Genomic DNA, 21,217 nt, shown 5'->3' on the forward strand with positions numbered 1-21,217 from the left:
AAATTGGCGAATTGGTACAAAGTCCGAGTTCCACGAAGCAGCAACAAAAACAGGCGCGTAGCTCAGGGGTAGAGCACTAGCTCGACACGCTAGGGGTCGGCGGTTCGAAACCGCCCGCGCCTACCAATCAAAAGAGACCTTCAGTACGAGGTTCGACGGAGGCATCGAGTTTCGATGCCTCTTTCTGTTTTGCAACCAGTTTTCCAAAAAGGGGTCTTGCATGAACGAGATTAAGGTCACGCTTCCGGACGGTTCCCAAAGGCCCTTGCCTGCAGGCTCCTCTATCTTCGATCTGGCCGCTTCCATCGGAGCGGGTCTCGCCAAGGCTGCCATCGCCGGCAAAATCGACGGCACCCTGGTCGATCTCAACACCAAGCTCGCCGACGGCGCCAAGGTTGAGATCATCACCGAGAAGAGCCCCGAGGCGCTCGAGATCATCAGGCACTCCACCTCGCACCTCATGGCGCAGGCGGTCAAGGCCCTGTTCCCGCAGGCCAAGGTGACCATCGGCCCTGCCATCGAGACCGGTTTCTACTACGACTTCGACGTCGATCATCCCTTCACCCCGGAAGACCTCGAGAAGATCGAGGCCAAGATGCGCGAGCTCGCCAAGGCCGATCTGAAGATCGAGCGTTCCGAGCTTTCCAGCGCCGAGGCGATCGAGCTGTTCAAGAAGATGGGCGAGGACTACAAGGTCGAGCTGATCGAGGACCTGGGCGCCGAGCAGGTCTCCCTGTACACCCAGGGCGACTTCGCCGACCTCTGCCGCGGTCCGCACCTCCCCAAGACCTCCTTCTGCAAGGCGTTCAAGTTGACCTCCATCGCAGGCGCCTACTGGCGTGGCGACGAGAAGCGCGCCATGCTCCAGCGTGTCTACGGCACCGCGTTCGCCGACAAGAAGGAACTGGACGCCTACCTGGAGCGCATCGAGGAAGCGAAGAAGCGCGACCACCGCAAACTCGGCAAGGAGCTCGATCTCTTCTCCTTCAACGACGAGGTCGGCGCGGGTCTGGTGATCTGGCACCCGAAAGGGGCCATGCTGCGCACCATCCTCGAGGACTTCGAGCGCAAAGAGCACTTGAAGCGCGGCTACGACATCGTTTTGGGGCCCCAGATCCTGAAGACCGAGCTCTGGCAGCGTTCCGGCCACTACGAGAACTACCGCGAGAACATGTACTTCACCACCGTGGACGAGCAGGGGTACGGCGTCAAGCCGATGAACTGCCTGGCCCACATGATGATCTACCGCTCGCAGCTTCGTTCCTACCGCGACCTGCCGCTGCGCTACTTCGAGCTCGGCACGGTGCACCGCCACGAAAGGGCAGGGGTGCTGCACGGCCTTTTGCGCGTGCGCGGCTTCACCCAGGACGACGCGCACATCCTGTGCACCCCGGACCAGCTGGACGCCGAGATCAAGGGCGTCATCCAGTTCGTCACCGAGGTGATGGGGATCTTCGGCTTCGAGTTCGAGATGGAGCTTTCCACCCGTCCCGAGAAGTCGATCGGCTCGGACGAGGCGTGGGAGATGGCAACCAGCGCGCTGCTGAACGCGCTCAAGGACTCCGGTCGCCCCTACGAAATCAACGAGGGTGACGGCGCCTTCTACGGTCCCAAGATAGACATCAAGCTGCGCGACGCACTTGACAGAAGATGGCAATGTGCTACTATCCAGTGCGATTTTACCCTTCCGGAGCGTTTCGACCTCACCTACGTGGACGCGGACGGTGAGAAAAAGCGCCCCGTCATGGTGCACAGGGTCATCCTGGGCGCCATCGAGCGCTTCATCGGTGTCCTCATCGAGCACTTCGCCGGAAACTTCCCGACTTGGCTGGCACCGGTTCAGGCGACCGTTCTCACGGTTACCGACAACCAGATCCCTTACGCACAGGCTGCGTTCGACAAGCTGCGCGCTGCGGGCGTCAGGGTGCAGAAAGATTTCAGAAACGAAAAGCTGGGCTTCAAGATCCGCGAGGCGCAGCTGCAGAAGATACCGTACATGCTCGTGGTTGGTGACAAGGAGGTCGAAGGCGGCCTGCTTGCTCCGCGCTTCCGCGACGGCAAGAATCTCGAGGCGATGACTCCCGAGCAGTTCATCGCGTTCATAGAAAACGAAGTAAAAACCTACAAATAGGAGGTGGCGTCATAGCTAAACCTACAGTCAACATCAATCAGACAATCAGGGCCAAAGAGGTGAGGGTAGTAGGTGCCGAAAGTGAGCAGCTTGGTATTCTTCCGCTTCGCGAGGCTCTGGCGTTGGCTGAGAGCCAGCAACTGGATCTGGTAGAGGTTTCGCCGACAGCCGTCCCCCCTGTCTGCCGTATCATGGATTACGGCAAGTTCAAATACCAGCAGGCCAAGAAGCAGGCCGAGGCGAAGAAAAAACAGGTACAGGTCGAGCTCAAAGAGGTTAAGCTTCGTCCCAAGACCGATACGCACGACCTCGAATTCAAGGTGAAGCACGTACGCCGCTTCCTGGAAGAGGGGAACAAGGCGAAGATCACCGTCGTCTTCCGTGGGCGCGAAATCACCCACCAGGAGCTCGGCATGGCCGCACTGGAAAAAGTCGCTGCTGAACTTGCCGACATCGGCATTGTCGAAGTAAGGCAGAAGATGGAAGGGCGCAGCATGTTCATGATCGTCGCCCCGAAAGTAAAAAAATAAACACCACCAACAAAGGAGTAGTAAAACAATGCCTAAAATGAAGACCCATAGGGGCGCCGCCAAGCGTTTCAGCAAGACCGGCACAGGCAAAATCAAGATGGCTCACGCCTTCACCAGCCACATCCTGACCTCCAAGACCAGGAAGACCAAGCGCAACCTCCGCAAGGGCGGCATCGTTGCAGCTTCCGACCACAAGAACATCTGCTGCCTCATCCCCTACAAGTAACCAAGGGTTGAAAAGCAGGGACTAGGGTCTAGGGACTAGGGGCTAGCTAAACCTAGAAACCAGGAACTGGAGCCGGAGACTTAAATACGCGAATGACTCGGGAGCGGAACGAGGCGCTACGGATGGTGAAATTTGACCAGCCCCTAGCCCCTGGTCCCTAGCCCCTGGGTTTACCAAGTCCGAGAACCGTGAGGAAACGTCTCCCCTTACGGATCCGGCTAATTTAAAAACCAGAAGGAGTTCGTATGCCAAGAGTAAAGCGCGGTTTTAAAGCGAGACAGAGAAGAAACAAGGTATTGAAACTTGCCAAGGGCTACCGCGGCGCAAGGAGCAAATTGTTCAGGAGCGCCACCGAAGCTGTGGATCGTGCACTGAACTACGCGTTCAGGGACAGAAGGGTGAAGAAGAGGGACTTCAGGGCTCTCTGGATCACCAGGATCAACGCAGCGGCAAGGATCAACGGCCTTTCCTACAGCAAACTGATCCACGGTCTCAAGCTCGCCAACGTCGAGATCGACAGGAAAGTGATGGCCGACCTGGCCGTTTCCGATCCCAAAGGTTTCGCAGCTATCGCGGCAGCAGCCAAAGCAAAATTTTAATACATACCGCGGGCATAAAAAGAAATGGGATAGCGATGTCCCATTTCTTTTTTTTATCCGCAATAGGGCGATTGCAATGAAGGAACAACTGGAAGCACTTTTACAAGAGGCACTTGCCGAGCTTTCTCAGGCCTCCACTGAAGAGGGGCTGCAGGACCTGCGGGTCAAGTACCTGGGCAAGAAAGGGGCCATCACCGGCGTCATGAAAGGGCTGGGCGCCCTCTCTCCCGAGGAGCGTCCCCTGGTGGGACAGGTGGTGAACACCGTCAAGGCGAAGCTCGAGGAAACCCTGGACGCGCGTGGCGCCGAGATCCGCGCCGCCGTCAAGGCGCAGCGCCTCGCCGCCGAGAAGATCGACGTGACCCTTCCGGGCCGCAAGCGTCCCCTGGGCTCCAAGCATCCGATCACCCTGGTGACCGAGGAGATCTGCTCCATCTTCGCCGCTCTCGGCTTTGCCGTAGCCGAAGGTCCCGAAATCGAGCTCGACTTCTACAACTTCGAGGCGCTGAACCTCCCGAAGGACCATCCTGCGCGCGACATGCAGGACACCTTCTACTTCGGCGAGAGCGTGCTTTTGCGTACCCACACCTCTCCGGTGCAGATCCGCACCATGCTGAAGCAGCCGCCGCCGGTGCGCATCATCGCGCCGGGCACCGTGTACCGCTGCGACTCCGACGCCACCCATTCGCCCATGTTCCACCAGATCGAAGGGCTCATGGTCGACAAGGGGATCACCTTCGCCGACCTGAAGGGGATTCTGACCCTGTTCATCAGCCAGCTCTTCGGCAAGGACATCGGCGTCAGGCTGCGTCCTTCCTTCTTCCCGTTCACCGAACCGTCCGCCGAGGTGGACATCGCCTGCGTCATCTGCCGCGGCAAGGGGTGCCGGGTCTGCAAGGAGACCGGCTGGCTCGAGATCCTTGGTTCCGGCATGGTCGATCCCGAGGTCTACCGTCACGTGGGTTACGACTCGGAGAAGTACACCGGGTTTGCCTTCGGCATGGGGATCGAGAGGATCGCGATGCTGAAATACGGCATCGCCGACATGAGGCTCTTGTTCGAGAACGACCTCAGGTTCCTGAAGCAGTTCTAAAATCAAAGTCAAAAGCTCGCACACGGAAACAGCTAAAACGTCACGGATAGAGACGGATCAAGCTTTGATCTGAAGTTTTCCGTAATGTATCCGTTAAATCCGTGTGCGAAGGCATCGCCGACATGAGGCTCTTGTTCGAGAACGACCTCAGGTTACTGAAGCAGTTCTAAAATCATAGTCAAAAGCTCGCACACGGAAACAGCCAAAACGTCACGGATAGAGACGGATCAAGCTTTGGTCTGAAGTTTTCCGTAATGTATCCGTTAAATCCGTGTGCGAAGCCTTTGACTCTCAAACGGATGGCAAAGACATGATAGTTACCTACAACTGGCTCAAGGAATTCGTCGACTGCGACCTCCCCCCTGCGGAACTGTCGCACCTGCTCACCATGCTCGGCCTCGAAGTCGAGCGTATGGAAGAAGTGGGCGGCGGCATGGACGACGTGGTCGTGGCCCAGGTGGTGGAGAAGAACCAGCACCCCAACGCCGACAAGCTCTCCCTGTGCAAGGTCGACAACGGCAAGGAGATCCTCGACGTGGTCTGCGGCGCGCAGAACTTCAAGGCCGGCGACAAGGTCGCCCTGGCCCAGATCGGCGCGACCCTCCCCGGCGACTTCAAGATCAAGCGCTCCAAGATCCGCGGCGAAGAATCCTGCGGCATGCTCTGCTCCGAGAAGGAACTGGCCCTTTCCGCCGAATCCTCCGGCATCATGATCCTGCCCCAGGAGTATCAGCTCGGCACGCCGCTCTTCGACGCGCTCGGCACCAAGGACGTCATCTTCGAGATCGGCCTGACCCCCAACCGCGCCGACTGCCTGAGCGTCGTCGGCATCGCGCGCGAAGTCGCCGCGAAACTGGGCAAGAAGGTGCACTACCCGGGCCTCGAGGTGAACGAGACCGGCGCTCCCATCGCGGAGATCGCCAGCGTCGAGATCCTCGCCCCCGAGCTCTGCCCGCGCTACACCGCGCGCCACATTACCGGCTGCACCCTGGCGGATTCCCCCGCCTGGCTCGTCAACCGGCTCATGGCCGCCGGCATCCGCGCCATCAACAACGTCGTCGACGTCACCAACTACGTGCTCCTCGAGTACGGCCACCCGCTGCACGCCTTTGACTACAAGCTCCTCTCCGGCGGCAAGATCGTGGTCGCCGCGGCGGGGGAGGGTGAGAAGTTCGGCACGCTGGACGGGCAGGAGCGCGAGCTCACCGCCACCGACCTCACCATCCGCGACGGCGAGAAGGCCGTGGCCCTGGCCGGCATCATGGGCGGCGGCAACTCCGAGATAGGGGAGGGGACCACCGAGGTGCTCCTGGAGAGCGCCTACTTCAACCCCTCGGCCATCCGCAAGACCTCCAAGCGTCTGGGCATCCACACCGAGTCCTCGCACCGCTTCGAGCGCGGCGCCGATATCGCCGGCCTCACCCGCGCTCTTGACCGTGCCGCGCAGCTGATCGCCGAGCTTTCCGGCGGCAAGGTGGCCAGGGGCGTCATCGACGTCTACCCGACGCCGGTCGAGCCGCGCGTGATCAGCGCCCGTCTTGCCCGCATCAACGCCGTGTCCGGTCTCTCCCTCACGGCGGATGAGGTGCAGGATATCTTCCGCCGTCTCGAGTTCGAGGTGACCGTCACCGAACCGGGCGTCTTCCTGGTCAAGGTGCCGCTGTTCCGGGTCGACCTGGAGCGCGAGATCGACCTGGTCGAGGAAGTGGTGCGCGTGAACGGATTCGAGAAGGTCCCGGCGACCCTGCCGCAGGCCTCCGTGTTCTCCGATCTTCCCTCCGACGCCCAGCGGCTCGCCGCCAGGGTGAAGGACCTCCTGGTCGCCCACGGGCTCAACGAGGTGATCAACTACAGCTTCGTGGCCCCTTCGTCCTGCGAAAAGATACTCCTGTCGCAGGAGGACCTGCGCAGTAACGGCATGGTGCTCCTGAACCCGATCTCGGACGAGCTCTCGGTGATGCGCACCACCATGCTCCCCGGGCTTCTGGATACGGCGGTGAAGAACGTCAGCTTCCGTACCATGAACCTGCGCATCTTCGAGATGCGGCGCATCTACCTCCCCGTTGAAGGGGAGGAACTGCCGCAGGAGCCCCTCTACGTCTCCGCGCTCCTCACCGGCCGGCGCGAGCTGGAGGGGTGGAACCAGGGCAAGGACGAGATCGACTTCTTCGACGTGAAGGGGATCGCGGAAAACATCCTCGCCGAACTGAACGTCGGTGGCGTCAACTTCAGCACCGACGAACTCGATCCGTACTACCACCCGGGCAAGGCCTGCCGCATCCTGAGCGGAAAGAAGGTGCTGGGCTCCCTGGGCGAGCTGCACCCCACGGTGCAGGAGAACTACGGCATCGCGACGCCGCTGTACTACCTCGAGCTCAACTTCGAGGCGCTCCTTGCCAGCCGCAAGAAGCAGGGTGCCGCCCAGGTGCCGTCGCGCTTCCCTTCCACCTTCCGCGACATCGCCATGCTGCTCCCCAGGGAATTGCCGGTCGCCGACGTGGTTGCCTGCGTCAACGGCGTCAAGGCGCCCGAGCTGGAAGGGGTCGAAATCTTCGACCTTTACATGGGCGGCAACATAGCGTCTCATGAAAAGAGTGTCGCCGTTCGCGTCCGTTACGGCTCCAAGGAGCGGACCCTGACCGACGACGAAGTGACCCGCCTGCACCAAAGGGTCATCGATGCACTACAGAAAAAATTAAATGTTTCGTTCAGATAAAAACGGTTGCGAAATCGAAAACGCTATGGTATTAGATTAAGCCGCTGTTGAGAACACACTGAAATGCTTCACCTGTTGAGGGGATTATGACCAAAGCGGACATCGTAGAAAAAATTTATGAGAAGGTCGGTTTCTCCAAGAAAGAATCCGCCGAGCTCGTTGAGACGGTCTTCGACCTGATTAAGTCCACTCTTGAAGAAGGCGACAAAATCAAGATTGCCGGCTTCGGCAACTTCGTAGTGAAAGAGAAGTCCGACCGTCGCGGCAGGAACCCGCAGACCGGCGAGGAGATCACCATCGTAGCTCGCAAGATCCTCACCTTCAAGCCGAGCCAGGTTCTCAAGAGCGCCATCAACAGCCAGTAATCATGATTACCGGGATCCCGGACAAGCATTACCTGAGGATCGGCGAGGTTTCCGCCCTGACGGGACTCCCCACCTCGGTGCTGCGCTTCTGGGAGACCGAGTTTTCCTCGCTGGCACCCAAGAAAAGCAGCACCGGCCAGAGGCTCTACACCAGGAAGGATGTGGAGCTGGTCGCGGAAATCAAAGAACTTCTGTACGTGGAAAAGCTCACCATCGAGGGAGCGAGGCAGCGTCTGGAAGGGAAGAAAAAGTACCGAAAAACCGACCTTTCCGGCGAAGCATTGGCAACACTGCTTCATGATGTGAAGCTGGAACTGACCAGTTTGAGGGATCAGTTGTAATTATCAGGTTTAATCGGTGCGTAGCGCAGCCTGGTAGCGCACTAGACTGGGGGTCTAGTGGTCGCTGGTTCGAATCCAGTCGCACCGACCATTTCAATCAGCCGCTTGGGAGACTTCCTGAGCGGCTGATTCAGTTTTCGGTCAATAAATGTGGTATCTTTTGAGGGGACTGGCTCCGCCAGGTGCCTGTCCCCCTTTTACTTGTGAGCTCTTCCCCTAATGACAGAACGGGGACCGGCTCCGCCAGGTGCCTGTCCCCCTTTACATGCATCTAGCATCCCCTTTACGTCACAGGGAGCTCTTCTCCTGATGCCCGATCGAACCGCACAGCTCATCGCCTGCCACGACTGTGACCTGTTGCAGCGCGACATACAGTTGAACCCCGGCTGCTATGCCAGTTGTCCGCGCTGCGGCGCCGTCTTGTACCGCAATGCCACCGACAGCGTCGATCGCACCCTCGCCTATACCCTGGCCGCGGCCATGGTTTTCCTGGGCGCCAACGTGTTCCCCATCTTCAGTATCGAGGTGCAGGGGGACCGCAGCGCCATCACCCTGTTCGAGGCCGTCCTATCCCTGTGGAACCAGGGGATGATGACCATCTCTTTGCTCGTGTTCCTGACCGCGATGGTCGCTCCCGCCGTGGAGCTTCTCTCGATCACCTATCTCCTGTTGCCGCTCAAGCTGGGCAAGGTCCCGCCGAGCTACCCGCTGTTCATGCGCGTGCTCCAGTTCATCGAGCCCTGGTGCATGGTCGAGGTGCTCATGCTGGGGGTGCTGGTCTCGCTGGTGAAGCTCACCAACAACTTTCGCGTCATTCCCGGCATGGCGCTGTGGTCCTTCGCCGTACTCACCCTGCTCCTCGCCGCCGCGGCCGCTTCCTTCAACGCCCGCGACGTCTGGTCGCAGCTGGACGCGAAGTGGAACGACCAGGTGTCGCCGTGACCGCGGGAGGCCCCATTGCGGCGGCGCGTGGGCTTTGTGCCTGCCATGTATGCCAACTGGTCTCGCGGCGCGTCCCGGAGGCGTCGGTCGCGCACTGCCCGCGCTGCGGCGCCCGGCTGCATTTCCGCAGGCCGGGGAGCGTGCAGCGCTGCTGGGCCCTGGTGATCGCCTCGTACATCCTCTACATTCCGGCCAACGTCCTGATCATGATGGAGACCGGCTCCCTGATCAGCTACCGCAGGGACACCATCGTAAGCGGGGTTGTGCACCTTTGGAAAACCGGCTCCTGGATGATCGCGGTCATCGTCTTCATAGCGAGCGTGGCCATCCCGCTGCTCAAGCTTTTTTCACTGACCCTGCTGCTCATTTCCGTGCAGCGTCGCTCGACCTGGAACCCGCGCCAGCGCACCCGCCTGTACCGGCTGGTGGAGGCGGTGGGGCGCTGGTCCATGCTCGATATCTACGTGGTAACCCTTTTGGCCGCGCTGGTGCAGCTGGGATCCATGGCCACGGTCAAGGCCGGGCCCGCTGCGGTAGCCTTCGGCGCGGTGGTGGTGCTCACCATGTTCGCGACCATGGAATTCGACCCGCGCCTGATCTGGGACCCGCTGCAGAAAGAGGAGTTTCATGACTGACAGACAAGACGATATGCAGGACGTGCCGGAAGCGGTCAGCGAACCCAGGCGCCGCTTCTCCATCCAACTGGTATGGATCATCCCCATCGTGGCCGCCATCATCGGCCTTTCCATCGCAGCCAAGGCCTGGATCGACCGCGGCGAGACCATCACCATTTCCTTCAAGACCGGTGAAGGGTTGGAGGCAGGCAAGACCAAGCTGAGGTACAAGGACGTGATGATCGGCGAGGTGAAATCCATCGCCATCTCCAGCGACCGCTCCCATGTCGTCGTGACCGCGGAGGTCGGCAAGGACGCCAAGGGGCTTATGGTCAAGGACACCCGCTTCTGGGTGGTGCGCGCCCGGATTTCCGGCGGCAACGTCACCGGTTTGACTACCCTTTTGGGCGGCTCCTATATCGGTGTCGAGGCGGGCACCTCGGCCGAGCCGGGCGACCAGTTCGTCGGGCTCGAGTCCCCGCCCGCGGTTTCCATGGACGTCCCGGGGCGCCAATTCGTATTGCACACCGATGACGTCGGCTCGCTGTACACCGGTTCGCCGGTCTTCTATAGGCGCATGCAGGTGGGGCAGGTGATCTCAACGGACATGGACAGCAATGGCAAAGGGGTTTCGGTCCGGGTTTTCATCCGCTCGCCTTACGAGCGCTTCGTCACCACCGGCACCTACTTCTGGCACGCCAGCGGCGTGGACCTTACCGTCTCGCCCGGCGGGGTGAAGCTCAACACCGAGTCGATGCTGGCTGTCCTTCTCGGCGGCATCTCGTTCGAACAGGGCGCCAACGTTACCCAGGCCCCGGTGGTCCCGGCCAACACCGCCTTCACCCTCTACGCCACTCGCGACGAGGCGCTCAAGAATTCCGCCCCCTCGCAGAAATTCAAACTCGTCTTCACCGAATCGGTGCGCGGCCTTGCCGTGGGCGCACCGGTCGATCTGCGCGGCGTAACCGTGGGAGAGGTCACCAACATCGACGTGGCGCTCGCCCCCTCGCGCGCCGACTTCTCCGTACCGGTCGAGATCCAGTTCTACCCCGAGCACCTGCTCTCCCAGGTGCACCAGGGTAAAGACGGCAAGCTTCCCCCCACCGGGAGCGCGCAGACGCGCAGGCTGCTCGACGACCTGGTGGCGCACGGCTTCCGCGCCCAGATCAAGAGCGGCAGCCTGCTGACGGGGCAGCTCTACGTCGCCCTCGATTTTGTCCCCGGCGCGCGCAGCGCGAAAATCGACTGGAGCACGGATCCGCCGCGCTTCCCGACGGTGCCCGGTTCCATGGAGAAGTTGCAGAAGAACCTGATTGAGATCGTTCAGAAGATCGAGAAACTACCGCTGGAGAAGCTGGCGGGGGATGCCGGCCACACCATCCGCACCCTGGACGACACCCTGAAGAGCGCGGACAAGTTGCTGAAGAACATGGACCACTCCCTTGTCCCCGAGGCGAAATCTGTGCTCACCGACACCCGGAGCACCCTCGAGGATGTCAGAAAGACCCTCACTGAGGCGAGAAGCACGCTGGGAGGCGCCAACAGCGTCCTCTCCGCCGATGCGCCGGTTCAGGTCGATCTGCGCGACACCATGCGCGAGGTCTCCCGGGCCGCACAGTCGCTCAGGGTGCTCGGGGATTATCTCGAACAGCACCCCGAAGCGCTGATCCGCGGCAAGAAGGAGGATAAGTAGCCATGCTAAGGACAATCGCCGCCTTGGGAATCGTCGCCGTCGTGCTCTTTTGCTCCGCGTGCAGCAGGTCGCCCCGGGTCACCTATTACACCCTTACGCCCGCCTTGCCTGCCGGCGCCGTGCAGCAGGCCTTCTCCAGTTCCGTAGCGGTCGGGCCGGTCACCATCCCCGAACTGGTGAACAGGCCGCAACTGGTGGTGCGCCTCACCCCCAACCGCGTTGACGTCCTGGAACAGCACCGCTGGGCCGAGCCGCTGAAAAACGAGATTCCCCGGCTGCTGGCCCAGGATCTCGCCCCCCTGCTCGGTTCCGGCCGGGTCTTTACCTACGACCAGGTCTCCGGCGCCGCCGCCCGGTACCGCGTGCTGGTTGATATCGTGCGCCTGGAAGCGATCCCGGGAGATAGCGTCGTCGTTGAGGCGGGTTGGGTCGTGCGCGGAGCGGCGAACGCCAGAAGGGAAGGGCGGATAGAGGTTCGGGAGAAGGTGGCCGGCTCCGATTACGACGCCGTCACCGCCGCCCTCAGCCGGGCCCTGGCTGCGGTGAGCGCCGAGGTGGCCAAATCCGTGAGGAGCGAAGCCTCCGGCGTCAAGTAGCGCGAGGGGAGGGGGCTGGCTCCGCCAGGTGCCTGTCCCCTTATGCCTGCGGTGTAAAGTTGCCGTAGGGATAGGTACAGTGCGAAAAGGGGGACAGGCACCTGTGGAGCCTGTCCCCCTTGGGTCCCGTTATGCCCGATGTATCCTCAGACGTGCCGGTTCCCAACCGGAAGGAGGCGGTATGCTGATCCTGGCAGGAGACGTAGGCGGTACCACGACGCGGCTCGCGTATTTCGATGCTGATCCGGCGGGACTCACCGTGCTGGCCCAGGGGCAGTACAAAAGTGCCGCACATGGCAGCCTCGTCGACATCCTGCGCCATTTCGCCCTGCAGCACGGCATCGTCGCCGAGCGGGCCTGCCTCGGCATCGCCGGCCCCATCATCGAAGGGCGCGTCCGCACCCCAAATCTCCCCTGGACCATCGAGAGCTCCGAACTCGCCCAAACCCTCGGCATCCCCGAGGTGCGCCTCATCAACGACCTGGAAGCCAACACCTACGGGATCGCCGCCCTGAAGCAGCAGGATCTCTTCACCCTCAACGCAGGCAACGTCAACCCGCAGGGGACCATCGCCGTCGTCTCCGCCGGGACCGGTTTGGGGGAATCCCTAGCCTACTGGGACGGCGACACCCATCGCCCGCTCCCCTCCGAGGCAGGCCATGCCGATTTCGCGGCGCGCAACGACCTGGAAACGGAGTTGCTGCTGTACCTGCAGGCGAAACACGGCAGGGTCAGTTACGAGCGGGTGCTCTCCGGGCCGGGCTTGCACGACATCTACCGTTTCCTGCGCGACAAGCGTTACTACAACGAGCAGGCCGCAGTGGTTCAGGCCATGGCGACCCTGGACCCGCCCGCGGTCATCACCAGGGCGGCCCTCAAGGGGAGCTGTCCCATGTGCGTCAAGGCCGTGGACATGTTCATCGCCGTGTACGGTGCCGAGGCGGGCAACGCGGCCCTCAGATTTCTTGCCACCGGCGGGGTCTATCTGGGGGGGGGCATCGCACCGAAGATCCTGGACCTGCTCAGGGGGGCCACCTTCATGGTCGCCTTCACCGCGAAGGGGAGGCTGAGCCCGCTGGTGCAGTCCATTCCGGTGTACGTCATTCTCAACGAGGACACTGCGCTTCTAGGTGCGGGGCGTGCTGCTTTTTACGCCCGCTGATCTTTTTCGTATACGTGCATTCGCAATAAGTAGTGATCCCACACACCCTCCTATATGGTTCATACAGCAGCGGCGTCGATCATTCCGCTCCTGTCGCCGGCCTACAATCAGTCTGCCGGGGCTCACACCCATCATTAAAATCGATCTCAGTCGGTGCTGCTCATGGTTATTTTACAAAATTACTGAGTTAGCGGCTCATTATTCATACTTTATTATTGACAATATTTTTGTCTCTGCTATTAATCACTCAATCATATTACCGAGGAGGATGATTAATGGCGACATTAGTAGAAATAGCCGCACAACTCGTCTCATCGCACGCCTCCAGCACGCCGATGACGTCGGACGAGCTTCTTGCGGAAATAGCCAAGGTTCACGCAGCACTTAAAAACCTCGAGGCCGGACAGGCTATCGAAGGAGTAGAGGAGGCGCGTCCTTCTGTTTCTGTCAAAGAGGCTTTCAAGAAGAATGAAGTAGTGTGTCTCATCTGCGGCAAGGGGGGCTTCAAGACCCTGGCCCGTCACCTGAGCACCGCTCACGGGATGAAGCCGGGCGCCTACAAGAAGCAGTACGGCATCTCCAGCAAGCAGGCGCTGTCCGCGAAGAGCTACTCCGAGGCGCGTCGCAAGATGGCCCAGGACCGCGGTCTCGCCGACAACCTTGCCAAGGCCCGTGAAGTACGCATGGCCAACATCGAGGCCAAGAAAGAGGGCGCAGCCAAACCGGTGAAGGCAGCCAAAGCAGCCGTCGCAGCCAAACCGGCCAAAGCACCGGCTGCCGCAAAGACCGCCAAGGCGCCCAAGGCACCGAAGGCCGCTAAGGCTCCGAAGGCCGCACCCAAGGCAAAGAAGTAAGGCACGTAGTACAGTATCAAAAAACAGCACCTCCAGAGAGGTGCTGTTTTTCGTTTGGCTGTTCGGCTGAACAAAAGGATGCACTCCGCACGATAGTTGGTATATTTGAACCTTCGAAAAACAACCACAGGAGGAGTAACATGAGCAGACTTTTGATTGTTGCATTGGTAGCGCTTTTCGCACTTCCGGCCTATGCCGCCGACGAGAACAAAGCAGAAGATCAGAAGACCTTCTATGCCATCGGGCAGATAATGTCCCGCAACCTGGCCGTGTTCGACATGTCCCAGGATGAGATCGACCAGGTGCTGAAAGGTCTGAAGGATGGTGCCAGCGGCAAAACCCCGACTTTCGACGCCGAGTCATACAAGACGAAGATCCAGCAGCTGGTGACGGCGCGCCGCACCGCCCAGGGGGAGAAGCTTACCGCCAAAACAAAGGATTTCGTCGACAAGGCCGCCAAGGAGCAGGGCGCCGTCAAGACTCCTTCCGGCCTCATCTACCGCTCTCTCAAGGAAGGAACCGGTGCCAGCCCGACTGCCACCGATAAGGTGAAGGTGAACTACCGCGGCACCTTCGTTGACGGCAAGGAATTCGACAGCTCCTACACCTCCGGCCGTCCGGCCGAGTTCCCGCTGAACCAGGTGGTCAAGTGCTGGACCGAAGGGGTCCAGAAGATGAAGGTTGGCGGCAAGGCTCAGCTTGTCTGTCCTCCCGACCTTGCCTACGGTGAGCGCGGTTCCGGGCCGGTTCCGGCAAACGCGACACTGGTATTCGAAGTCGAGCTTCTGGATATCGTGAAGTAGTTTGCATCGATCTTTGCCGCTGTGACAGATGAAAAACTTTTAGCAGAGTTTTTTATTGACAAAGAAGGCGCTCTAGAATATAAAGGGTGTCTCTTGAGGCGGCGCACAAGAGTCGCTGAGTGAGCAGTAGGTATTTGACATCATTACAATAAAGAGCTTGGCGGTGTAGCTCAGCTGGTTAGAGCACACGGCTCATATCCGTGTTGTCCGGGGTTCAAGTCCCTGCACCGCCACCATACAAAAAGAGCCTTCCGGTTGATGCCGGAAGGCTCTTTTGCTTTATGCTTCGGGCGCCTGGTTTCGTTATCAGGCGCCTTTTTTCGTTTTCAGCCTACCGCAGTCGGCAGGCCACTCAGGCGACCTTGAATTTCGCCACCAGGTTCTGCAGGTGCTGGGCCTGTTCGGAAAGCTGCGATGCGGCAGCCGCCGTCTCCTCAGCGCCGCGGGCCGAGTGCTGCACGATGCCCGTGACCTGGTGTATATTGCTGGTCACCTCGTCGGTGGTCGCGGTCTGTTCCTGGGCTGCGGTAGCGATCTGTTCGATCTGCATGGTCATCTGGTTCACCCGGCTCATGATGCCCTCCAGTGCTTGCCCCGATTTGTGCGAACAGGCCACGCCGTGTTCGACCTCCTGGACCCCTTCGTTCATGGCCCGTACCGCGGCCGTAGTGTCCTTCTGGATCGCCTTGATCATCTCGCCGATCTCGCGGGTGGCCGCCGTGGTACGCACCGCCAGGGCCCTGACCTCGTCGGCGACCACCGCAAAGCCGCGTCCCTGGTCGCCCGCGCGAGCCGCCTCGATGGCCGCGTTGAGGGCCAGGAGGTTGGTCTGGTCCGCGATGTCCTCGATGGTGCCCACGATCTGGCCGATCTGCTCGGAGCGCTCGCCCAGGGCCGCCACAGTATTGGAGCTCTCGGTGACGCTTCTGGCGATGGCGTTCATGCCGTTGATGGTATCGGTGACGATTGCCGAACCCTCTTGTGCCGCATCCGCTGTCTCTCTGGAGACCTCGGCTGCCGCCGAACAGTTGCGCGAAATGTCGTTGCTGGTGCTGGCCATCTGTTCGCTCGCCGTAGCGACGCTGCCGGTCTGGGCCGCGACCTCTTCGGCGCCGGTCGCGATCTGTTCCGCCGTCGCGTGCAGTTCGTTGGAAGCGGATGCGATGCCGGCGGAGATGTCGACCGCCTGGGTGACCAGTTGCCGCAGGTTCTCGACCATGATTTTCATCGCAGCCATGATGCTGCCGTCGTTCCCCGTGCTAGGTACCGTAACGGTCAGGTCGCCGTCCGCCACCCGTTTCGCGATGCCGGCCACCTCGTGGGGCTCGCCCCCCAGCGGTTTCGTGACCGCGCGGGTGATGACCACGCCGAGACACGCCGCCAGGGCCACGCTGGCGAGCAGGGCGCCAAAGATCCAGATGCGGGCCGATTGATACAACTGGGCCCCGTGTTTCGTCTCGGTAAGCCCGCCTTTCACGTTGAGGTCGACGTCTTTTGTCAGCAGGTCGGAAAATTCTGTGAAGAGTTTCTGGGACTTGCCCCTGATGAGCGCCTTTGCTTCGTCGTTCCTGTTGGCCCGGGACAGCTCGATCAGCTTCTGGTTTTCCGCCAGGTACTGCTGGAACAGGGCTTCGATGCGGCCGTAGAGTTCCGTTTCTTCCTTGGACGAAATCAGCGGCTTATAAGTGGCCTCGTTTTTCCGGTAAGCCTTGATGCAGTCCGCTATTTCCTTTTCCCATGAGTCCATTTCCTGCTTGGACGTCGACATGATGTGTTGCAGTTCCGCTACACGCAGGTCGGAGGTGATCATGTTCATATTGCTGATAGCCACGATGCTCGGCGTCCAGTTCACCTCCATTTCATGGGCGGAGCTGTAGACCCGGCCCAGCTGTATCACGGAGAATATTCCCGTGCCGAAGGTGAGAAGAAGGACCAGAGAAAACCCGGTCGCCATTTTGCTGGACACTTTCCAATTGCTGAAGTTCAATTTTGTTCTCCCGTACTGTGTAGCGTTCTGTCATTCATGCTCACCGCCCGGAGGATTTCCGGGATGGTTGCTCAAATGATCTACCAGGTAATTACACATATGGTGCCAAGGGGAGAATCGAGGTTTTACGGTAGATCGTGTGGATTTAGGACAGAGGTGGTGCCCGGTATACGGACATAGTGGGTGCTATTCGGACAACCGTCCCCTGCTGGAGGGGGGCTGGCTCCGCCAGGTGCCTGTCTCCCTAGTGCTAGGTGAAACTGCGAAGGAGGGGACTGGCTCCGCCAGGTGCCTGTCCCCTTACTACCTTGTGAAGCTCGCTGAGCTGAAACAACCGATCCCGTGCCCCGGCGTTCCCCCCTTGTCAAAGGGGGGGCAGGGAAGATTTGCCTTTCGTCTGTCCCCCATGTTCCAATCCACATCAGGATTTTCCCCACCTTGACCCATTCTCATTGACCTGAAGGTGCAACTAAGAGTATAAATGAAATCCGTCCCGAATCTTCTAAGAGGTCAGCATGACAGCAGGAAGAGGAAACCGTCCATTTTTTGAGCCGCCAGTGCAACTTACCCGCACTGGCGGCTTTTTTAATGGGCGTGTGTTTATCTCCTCTGCCGCTGCCCATTACCGCATGAACGAAACCCGTCACCACCAGGAGGCACCATGTCAGATCCCGTAAATCTCTTCACTTGGCTTGGTAATCACTATCTCTACCTTCTCGCCTTCGCCGCTCTCGTCATTTTGCTCTGGAACTCAGTGGTGATCGTCGGCGGCAACGAGATCGCCCTCATCGAACGGCGCTGGTTCGGCAGCAAGATGCCCCAGGGGCGGGTCGTGGCCCTTGGGAATGAAGTCGGCATCCAGGCCCGCACCCTCGGCCCGGGACTGCACTTCCTTATCCCCTTCATCTACAAGGCAACCAAAAGCGTCTTCACCGAGATCCTCGAGAACGAGATCGGCCTGATCGAATCCGTCGACGGTACATCCATCCCGTCCGGGCGCATCTTCGCCGCCGTCGTACCAGGTCACAACTCATTCCAGGACGGTGAAGCCTTCATCAGAAACGGCGGCCAGAAGGGGCCTCAGATCGAGATACTTCCTCCGGGCAAATACCGCATCAACCCCTATCTCTTCAAGCTGACCAAGGGGAACGTCACGGAGATCAAGGACTTCGAGATCGGCATCGTCGAGTCCGTGGACGGCGTCGCCATCCCGGAGGGGCGCATCTTCGCACAGGCCGTGGAAGGTCATGCGTCCTTCCAGAACGGCGAGGCGTTCATCAACAACGGCGGGCAGAAAGGGCCGCAGATCGAGATCATCCCTCCCGGCAACTACCGCATCAACCCGTATCTCTTCAAGGTCACCAAGAGCTCCGCTACCAAGATCGGTGACGGTGAGATCGGCCTGGTGGAATCGGCCGACGGTTCGGCCATCCCGGCCGGCCGCATCTTCGCCACCGTGGTCTCGGGCCACAACTCCTTCCAGTCCGGTCAGGATTTCATCATGAACGGCGGCCAGAAGGGGCCCCAGACCGAGATCCTGCCGCCGGGCGTGTACCGTATCCATCCCAACCTCTTCAAAGTGACCAAGGCCGAGGCCGTGATCATCGCGAAAGGGGAGGTGGGCATGGTCACGGCCCAGGATGGCGCTCCCATTCCTATGGGGCGTCTGTTGGCCCAGAGCGTACCGGGACACTCTAACTTCGAGAACGGCGAAGCCTTCCTCAAGAATGGCGGGCAGAAGGGGCCGCAGATCGACGTGCTGCTCCCCGGTACCTACCGCATCAACCTGAACCTGTTCAACATCCAGGTCGATTCGGCCGCAGTAGTCGAGGCGAACAAGATCGGTCTCGTCACCGCCCTGGACGGCATCCCGCTCCCCGAGCGCGAGTACGTGGCATCGCCGATCACCGGCCATAACGACTACCAGGACGGCTCGGCCTTCCTGTTGAAGCACGGCCAGCGCGGACCGCAGCTCGACGTACTGCGCCCGGGCACCTATTACATCAACCCTCTCATGTTCAGCGTCGCCATCGACGACGTGGCCGTGGTCGAGCGCGGGCAGGTCGGCGTCATCGTTTCCAACGTCGGCGAGGACCCCACCGAAGAGATGAAGAAACGTCTCGGCTCCTCCCAGACCGGCGCCTCGGAAGAAGAGGGGAAAGAGAAGTACGTCGTTCCCAAAGGATTCCGCGGTATCCAGGAAGAAGTAGCCGGCCCGGGACGTTACTACCTCAACCGTCGTGCCTTCATGGCCTACATCATCGACACCACCAACATCACCATCGACTGGGACGACCAGGAAGACACCCGCTTTGACCAGCTGACCGTCATCTCCAAGGACGGCTTCCCGATCCAGGTGTCCGTCAAAGTCGTCATCCGCGTGCGTCCCGACCAGGCGCCGTATATGGTGGCCAAGGTCGGCTCCATCGACAACCTGATCCAGCACGTCATCCATCCGATGATCGATTCCTCCTTCCGCAACCAGGCTTCCACCGCCTCGGCCATGAACTTCCTGCAGAGCCGTTCAGAGGAGCAGGCCAAGGCCGAGTCCCGCGCCCGGATCGACCTGGAGAAGTATCACGTCGAGTGTGTCTCGGTACTGATCTGCCAGATCAAGCTCCCCGAGGACCTAATGCAGACCCAGACCAAGAGGATCATCGCCGAGCAGCAGCAGGAGATGTACAAGATGGAGCAGAAGAGCCAGGCTGAGCGCACCGAGATGGAGAAGATGCGTGCCACCGCCGACCAGCAGCCGACGCTGGTTGCCTCGGAGATCGCCGTGAAGGTAGCGACCCAGAAGAAAGCCGAGATGATCACGCTCGCGGAAGGCAATGCCGAGTCCAAGGCGCTGGAAGGGGCTGGTGAAGGGAAACGGTTGAAGGCGATAGGCGATGGCGAGGCCTCCAAGATCGCCGCCATCGGCGAAGCGACAGCCCAGGCCTATAACAAGCAGCAGGAAGCCATCGGCGAAGAAGCCATCAAGCAGATCAAGATCGTCGAACTGATCGCCGCAGCCATCCAGGAAGGCAAGATCAAGATCGTCCCCGACGTCCTCGTAACCGGCGGCGGCAATGCAGGAGACGGTTTGATGGGCCAGTTGAGCCGTCTGTTACCCGGTGTAGACCTGACCGCGTTGGTGAACAAGCAGGCGGCGTTGCCGAAGGCGTAAGCGGGGTAGGGACAGATCACGGCCAAATTGGCTTCAAATGGCAACTTTGCGAAGGGGGATGGTGAAAAGTCCCCCTTTGCGAACGGGGATGGTGAAAAGTCCCCCTTTGCGAAGGGGGATTTAGGGGGATTTGTTTTAGGTAGAAAGACAAATCCGTTCTAGCTAATCGGGCTAGGTCAGTATTGTAGCAAGGAGGACCTTGGATGGATGAAATGATCGTATTTGCAACAAAGAACAGGCTGGGATGCTGCGAAGGGAATTTCACGGCTCTTGGCAGCAGTCACTACCTGGAAAGATATAAGTTGAACCGTGAATCCATCCACAAGAAAAACGCGTGGAAGACCGAAGGCATGGGCGCGGCCTTTCAAGGACAACATACAAGCGCTGCGCCGGACTTGGAGGAGATAAATGCGCGTGCAACAGTAAACGGTCTGACCTTCGCGAAAGACGACAAGGTTGTCTATACGTTGGCGGTAGAAAGCTACTCGGGGATGTTTATAAAAAACCCTAAGGACGACGCTGAAGCCGAAGGCCACATTATTCATGATAACACGACCCGGTTTCTGAACCTCGATTATCACCCTAAGACCGAAGAGATTGTCATCTCGGTCCAGGATTCCGCGTGGGAGCGGCACCTGGCCATATTCGAACCCAATATGTCACGGTATCGGACGGTGACTGAAGGTGACTGCTACGACGAGAACCCGGTTTGGGCCAAGAGAGGCAGTCGGTCGATCTACTATGACTCAGCAGGTGTCGGCACTGACGCGGAAGGTCGCTTTGTTGGGCTGGGTGAGAAGTTGATCAACCGGCTCGACCTTGACTCCGGGGCCATACACGAGGTGGTCTCGGTCCCCGGTTACGATTGTTTCCTGCCGAAGGTCGACGGCGAAGACACACTCCACTTCATCAAGCGGCCCCACGAGAAGCCCGGCTCGAAAGGCATGACCTTCAAGGATTTTATTCTGATCCCGTACCGTTTGTGCCGCGCCGTCTACTCGTTTCTTCAGTTTTTCAGTATGCGTTACACGGGCGAGCCGCTATCCACAGCCGGGCCTGATCCAACCAAGGCAAAGCCCAAAGACCCGAAGGACATATTCATCAACGGCAACATGGTAAATGCCGAGAAAGCATTCAAAGAAAACAGCGATAAAGGCGACGCATTTCCCGGCATCGCGCCGCGGAGTTGGGAATTAATGCGGCTTGAAAAAGACGGCAGTCTCACCTGTCTAAAGAAAGGCGTAATCGACTTCGACTTGGGCAAAAACGGCGAAATCGTCTTCTCCAATGGGAAATACCTGCTCCGGCAGGACAAGAACGGCAAAGAAACGGTGATAGACACGATTGATCTTGTCAGCCGTGTGCGGGTGCGTAACGCCTAAACAGGCTGGTGGTG

The 21,217-nt window shown here is 59.8% G+C and carries 18 protein-coding genes and 3 tRNA genes; 20 read left to right on the forward strand and 1 reads right to left on the reverse strand.

All coding sequences use genetic code 11. The features are described from left to right. The first annotated feature begins 51 nt into the window (after positions 1–51). From KP004_RS08850 to KP004_RS08935, 18 genes are all read left to right on the forward strand, one after another. Positions 52–126, forward strand: a tRNA-Val gene (locus KP004_RS08850). A 94-nt stretch (positions 127–220) separates the two neighbouring features. After that, on the forward strand, positions 221–2,131 hold the full coding sequence (thrS, locus tag KP004_RS08855; RefSeq protein WP_216801965.1) for a threonine--tRNA ligase: 1,911 nt from the start codon (positions 221–223) through the stop codon (positions 2,129–2,131). An 11-nt stretch (positions 2,132–2,142) separates the two neighbouring features. Next, positions 2,143–2,661, forward strand: a complete 519-nt coding sequence (gene infC / locus KP004_RS08860; protein WP_183347648.1) for a translation initiation factor IF-3 — start codon at positions 2,143–2,145, stop codon at positions 2,659–2,661. A gap of 28 nt (positions 2,662–2,689) precedes the next feature. Further along, positions 2,690–2,887 (forward strand): 50S ribosomal protein L35, encoded by a 198-nt coding sequence (rpmI, locus tag KP004_RS08865; protein ID WP_015720526.1) that lies wholly within the window; start codon positions 2,690–2,692, stop codon positions 2,885–2,887. A gap of 245 nt (positions 2,888–3,132) precedes the next feature. After that, a complete protein-coding gene (rplT, locus tag KP004_RS08870) occupies positions 3,133–3,486 on the forward strand; it encodes a 50S ribosomal protein L20 (RefSeq protein WP_015720525.1) in 354 nt (117 codons plus the stop codon). 76 nt (positions 3,487–3,562) lie between these two features. Beyond that, positions 3,563–4,579 carry a phenylalanine--tRNA ligase subunit alpha gene (gene pheS, locus KP004_RS08875; protein WP_216801966.1) on the forward strand — a complete coding sequence of 339 codons (1,017 nt, stop codon included), beginning with the start codon at positions 3,563–3,565 and terminating at the stop codon, positions 4,577–4,579. Between the two features lie 310 nt (positions 4,580–4,889). Beyond that, entirely contained in the window at positions 4,890–7,295 is a 2,406-nt protein-coding gene (gene pheT, locus KP004_RS08880; protein ID WP_216801967.1) for a phenylalanine--tRNA ligase subunit beta, read from the forward strand. 86 nt (positions 7,296–7,381) lie between these two features. Next, entirely contained in the window at positions 7,382–7,660 is a 279-nt protein-coding gene (locus tag KP004_RS08885) for an integration host factor subunit alpha (RefSeq protein ID WP_183346967.1), read from the forward strand. 2 nt (positions 7,661–7,662) lie between these two features. Continuing rightward, the gene (locus tag KP004_RS08890; protein WP_216801968.1) at positions 7,663–8,001 is read left to right on the forward strand and encodes a MerR family transcriptional regulator; all 339 of its coding nucleotides are present in this window, start codon (positions 7,663–7,665) and stop codon (positions 7,999–8,001) included. Between the two features lie 14 nt (positions 8,002–8,015). Continuing rightward, a tRNA-Pro gene (locus KP004_RS08895) sits at positions 8,016–8,092 on the forward strand. A 218-nt stretch (positions 8,093–8,310) separates the two neighbouring features. Then, positions 8,311–8,943, forward strand: a complete 633-nt coding sequence (locus tag KP004_RS08900; protein WP_216801969.1) for a paraquat-inducible protein A — start codon at positions 8,311–8,313, stop codon at positions 8,941–8,943. Next, positions 8,919–9,578, forward strand: coding sequence for a paraquat-inducible protein A (locus KP004_RS08905; RefSeq protein ID WP_239027001.1), 660 nt, complete (start codon positions 8,919–8,921; stop codon positions 9,576–9,578). Before KP004_RS08900 ends, KP004_RS08905 begins: the two co-directional genes overlap by 25 nt. Then, complete coding sequence (locus KP004_RS08910; RefSeq protein ID WP_216801970.1) at positions 9,571–11,250, forward strand: PqiB family protein; 1,680 nt, start codon at positions 9,571–9,573, stop codon at positions 11,248–11,250. The genes KP004_RS08905 and KP004_RS08910 overlap by 8 nt, the downstream gene beginning before the upstream one ends. A 2-nt stretch (positions 11,251–11,252) precedes the next feature. Then, a complete protein-coding gene (locus KP004_RS08915; RefSeq protein WP_216801971.1) occupies positions 11,253–11,846 on the forward strand; it encodes a PqiC family protein in 594 nt (197 codons plus the stop codon). A 181-nt stretch (positions 11,847–12,027) separates the two neighbouring features. Further along, entirely contained in the window at positions 12,028–13,008 is a 981-nt protein-coding gene (gene glk / locus KP004_RS08920; RefSeq protein ID WP_216801972.1) for a glucokinase, read from the forward strand. Between the two features lie 275 nt (positions 13,009–13,283). After that, positions 13,284–13,862, forward strand: coding sequence for a Ros/MucR family transcriptional regulator (locus KP004_RS08925; protein ID WP_216801973.1), 579 nt, complete (start codon positions 13,284–13,286; stop codon positions 13,860–13,862). A 140-nt stretch (positions 13,863–14,002) separates the two neighbouring features. After that, complete coding sequence (locus tag KP004_RS08930; protein WP_216801974.1) at positions 14,003–14,665, forward strand: FKBP-type peptidyl-prolyl cis-trans isomerase; 663 nt, start codon at positions 14,003–14,005, stop codon at positions 14,663–14,665. A gap of 159 nt (positions 14,666–14,824) precedes the next feature. Continuing rightward, positions 14,825–14,901: transfer RNA gene (locus tag KP004_RS08935), tRNA-Met, on the forward strand. Between the two features lie 116 nt (positions 14,902–15,017). Here the strand turns inward: KP004_RS08935 and KP004_RS08940 are convergent. Then, positions 15,018–16,631, reverse strand: coding sequence for a methyl-accepting chemotaxis protein (locus KP004_RS08940; protein WP_239027002.1), 1,614 nt, complete (start codon positions 16,629–16,631; stop codon positions 15,018–15,020). A 682-nt stretch (positions 16,632–17,313) separates the two neighbouring features. Between KP004_RS08940 and KP004_RS08945 the strand changes: the two genes are divergently transcribed. Together KP004_RS08945 and KP004_RS08950 are read left to right on the forward strand one after the other, a co-directional pair. Then, positions 17,314–19,821 carry an SPFH domain-containing protein gene (locus KP004_RS08945; RefSeq protein WP_239027003.1) on the forward strand — a complete coding sequence of 836 codons (2,508 nt, stop codon included), beginning with the start codon at positions 17,314–17,316 and terminating at the stop codon, positions 19,819–19,821. Between the two features lie 203 nt (positions 19,822–20,024). Further along, positions 20,025–21,203 carry a hypothetical protein gene (locus tag KP004_RS08950; RefSeq protein WP_216801975.1) on the forward strand — a complete coding sequence of 393 codons (1,179 nt, stop codon included), beginning with the start codon at positions 20,025–20,027 and terminating at the stop codon, positions 21,201–21,203. Positions 21,204–21,217 lie beyond the last annotated feature (14 nt).

It is taken from the genome of Geomonas oryzisoli, assembly GCF_018986915.1.
Taxonomy (GTDB): domain Bacteria; phylum Desulfobacterota; class Desulfuromonadia; order Geobacterales; family Geobacteraceae; genus Geomonas; species Geomonas oryzisoli.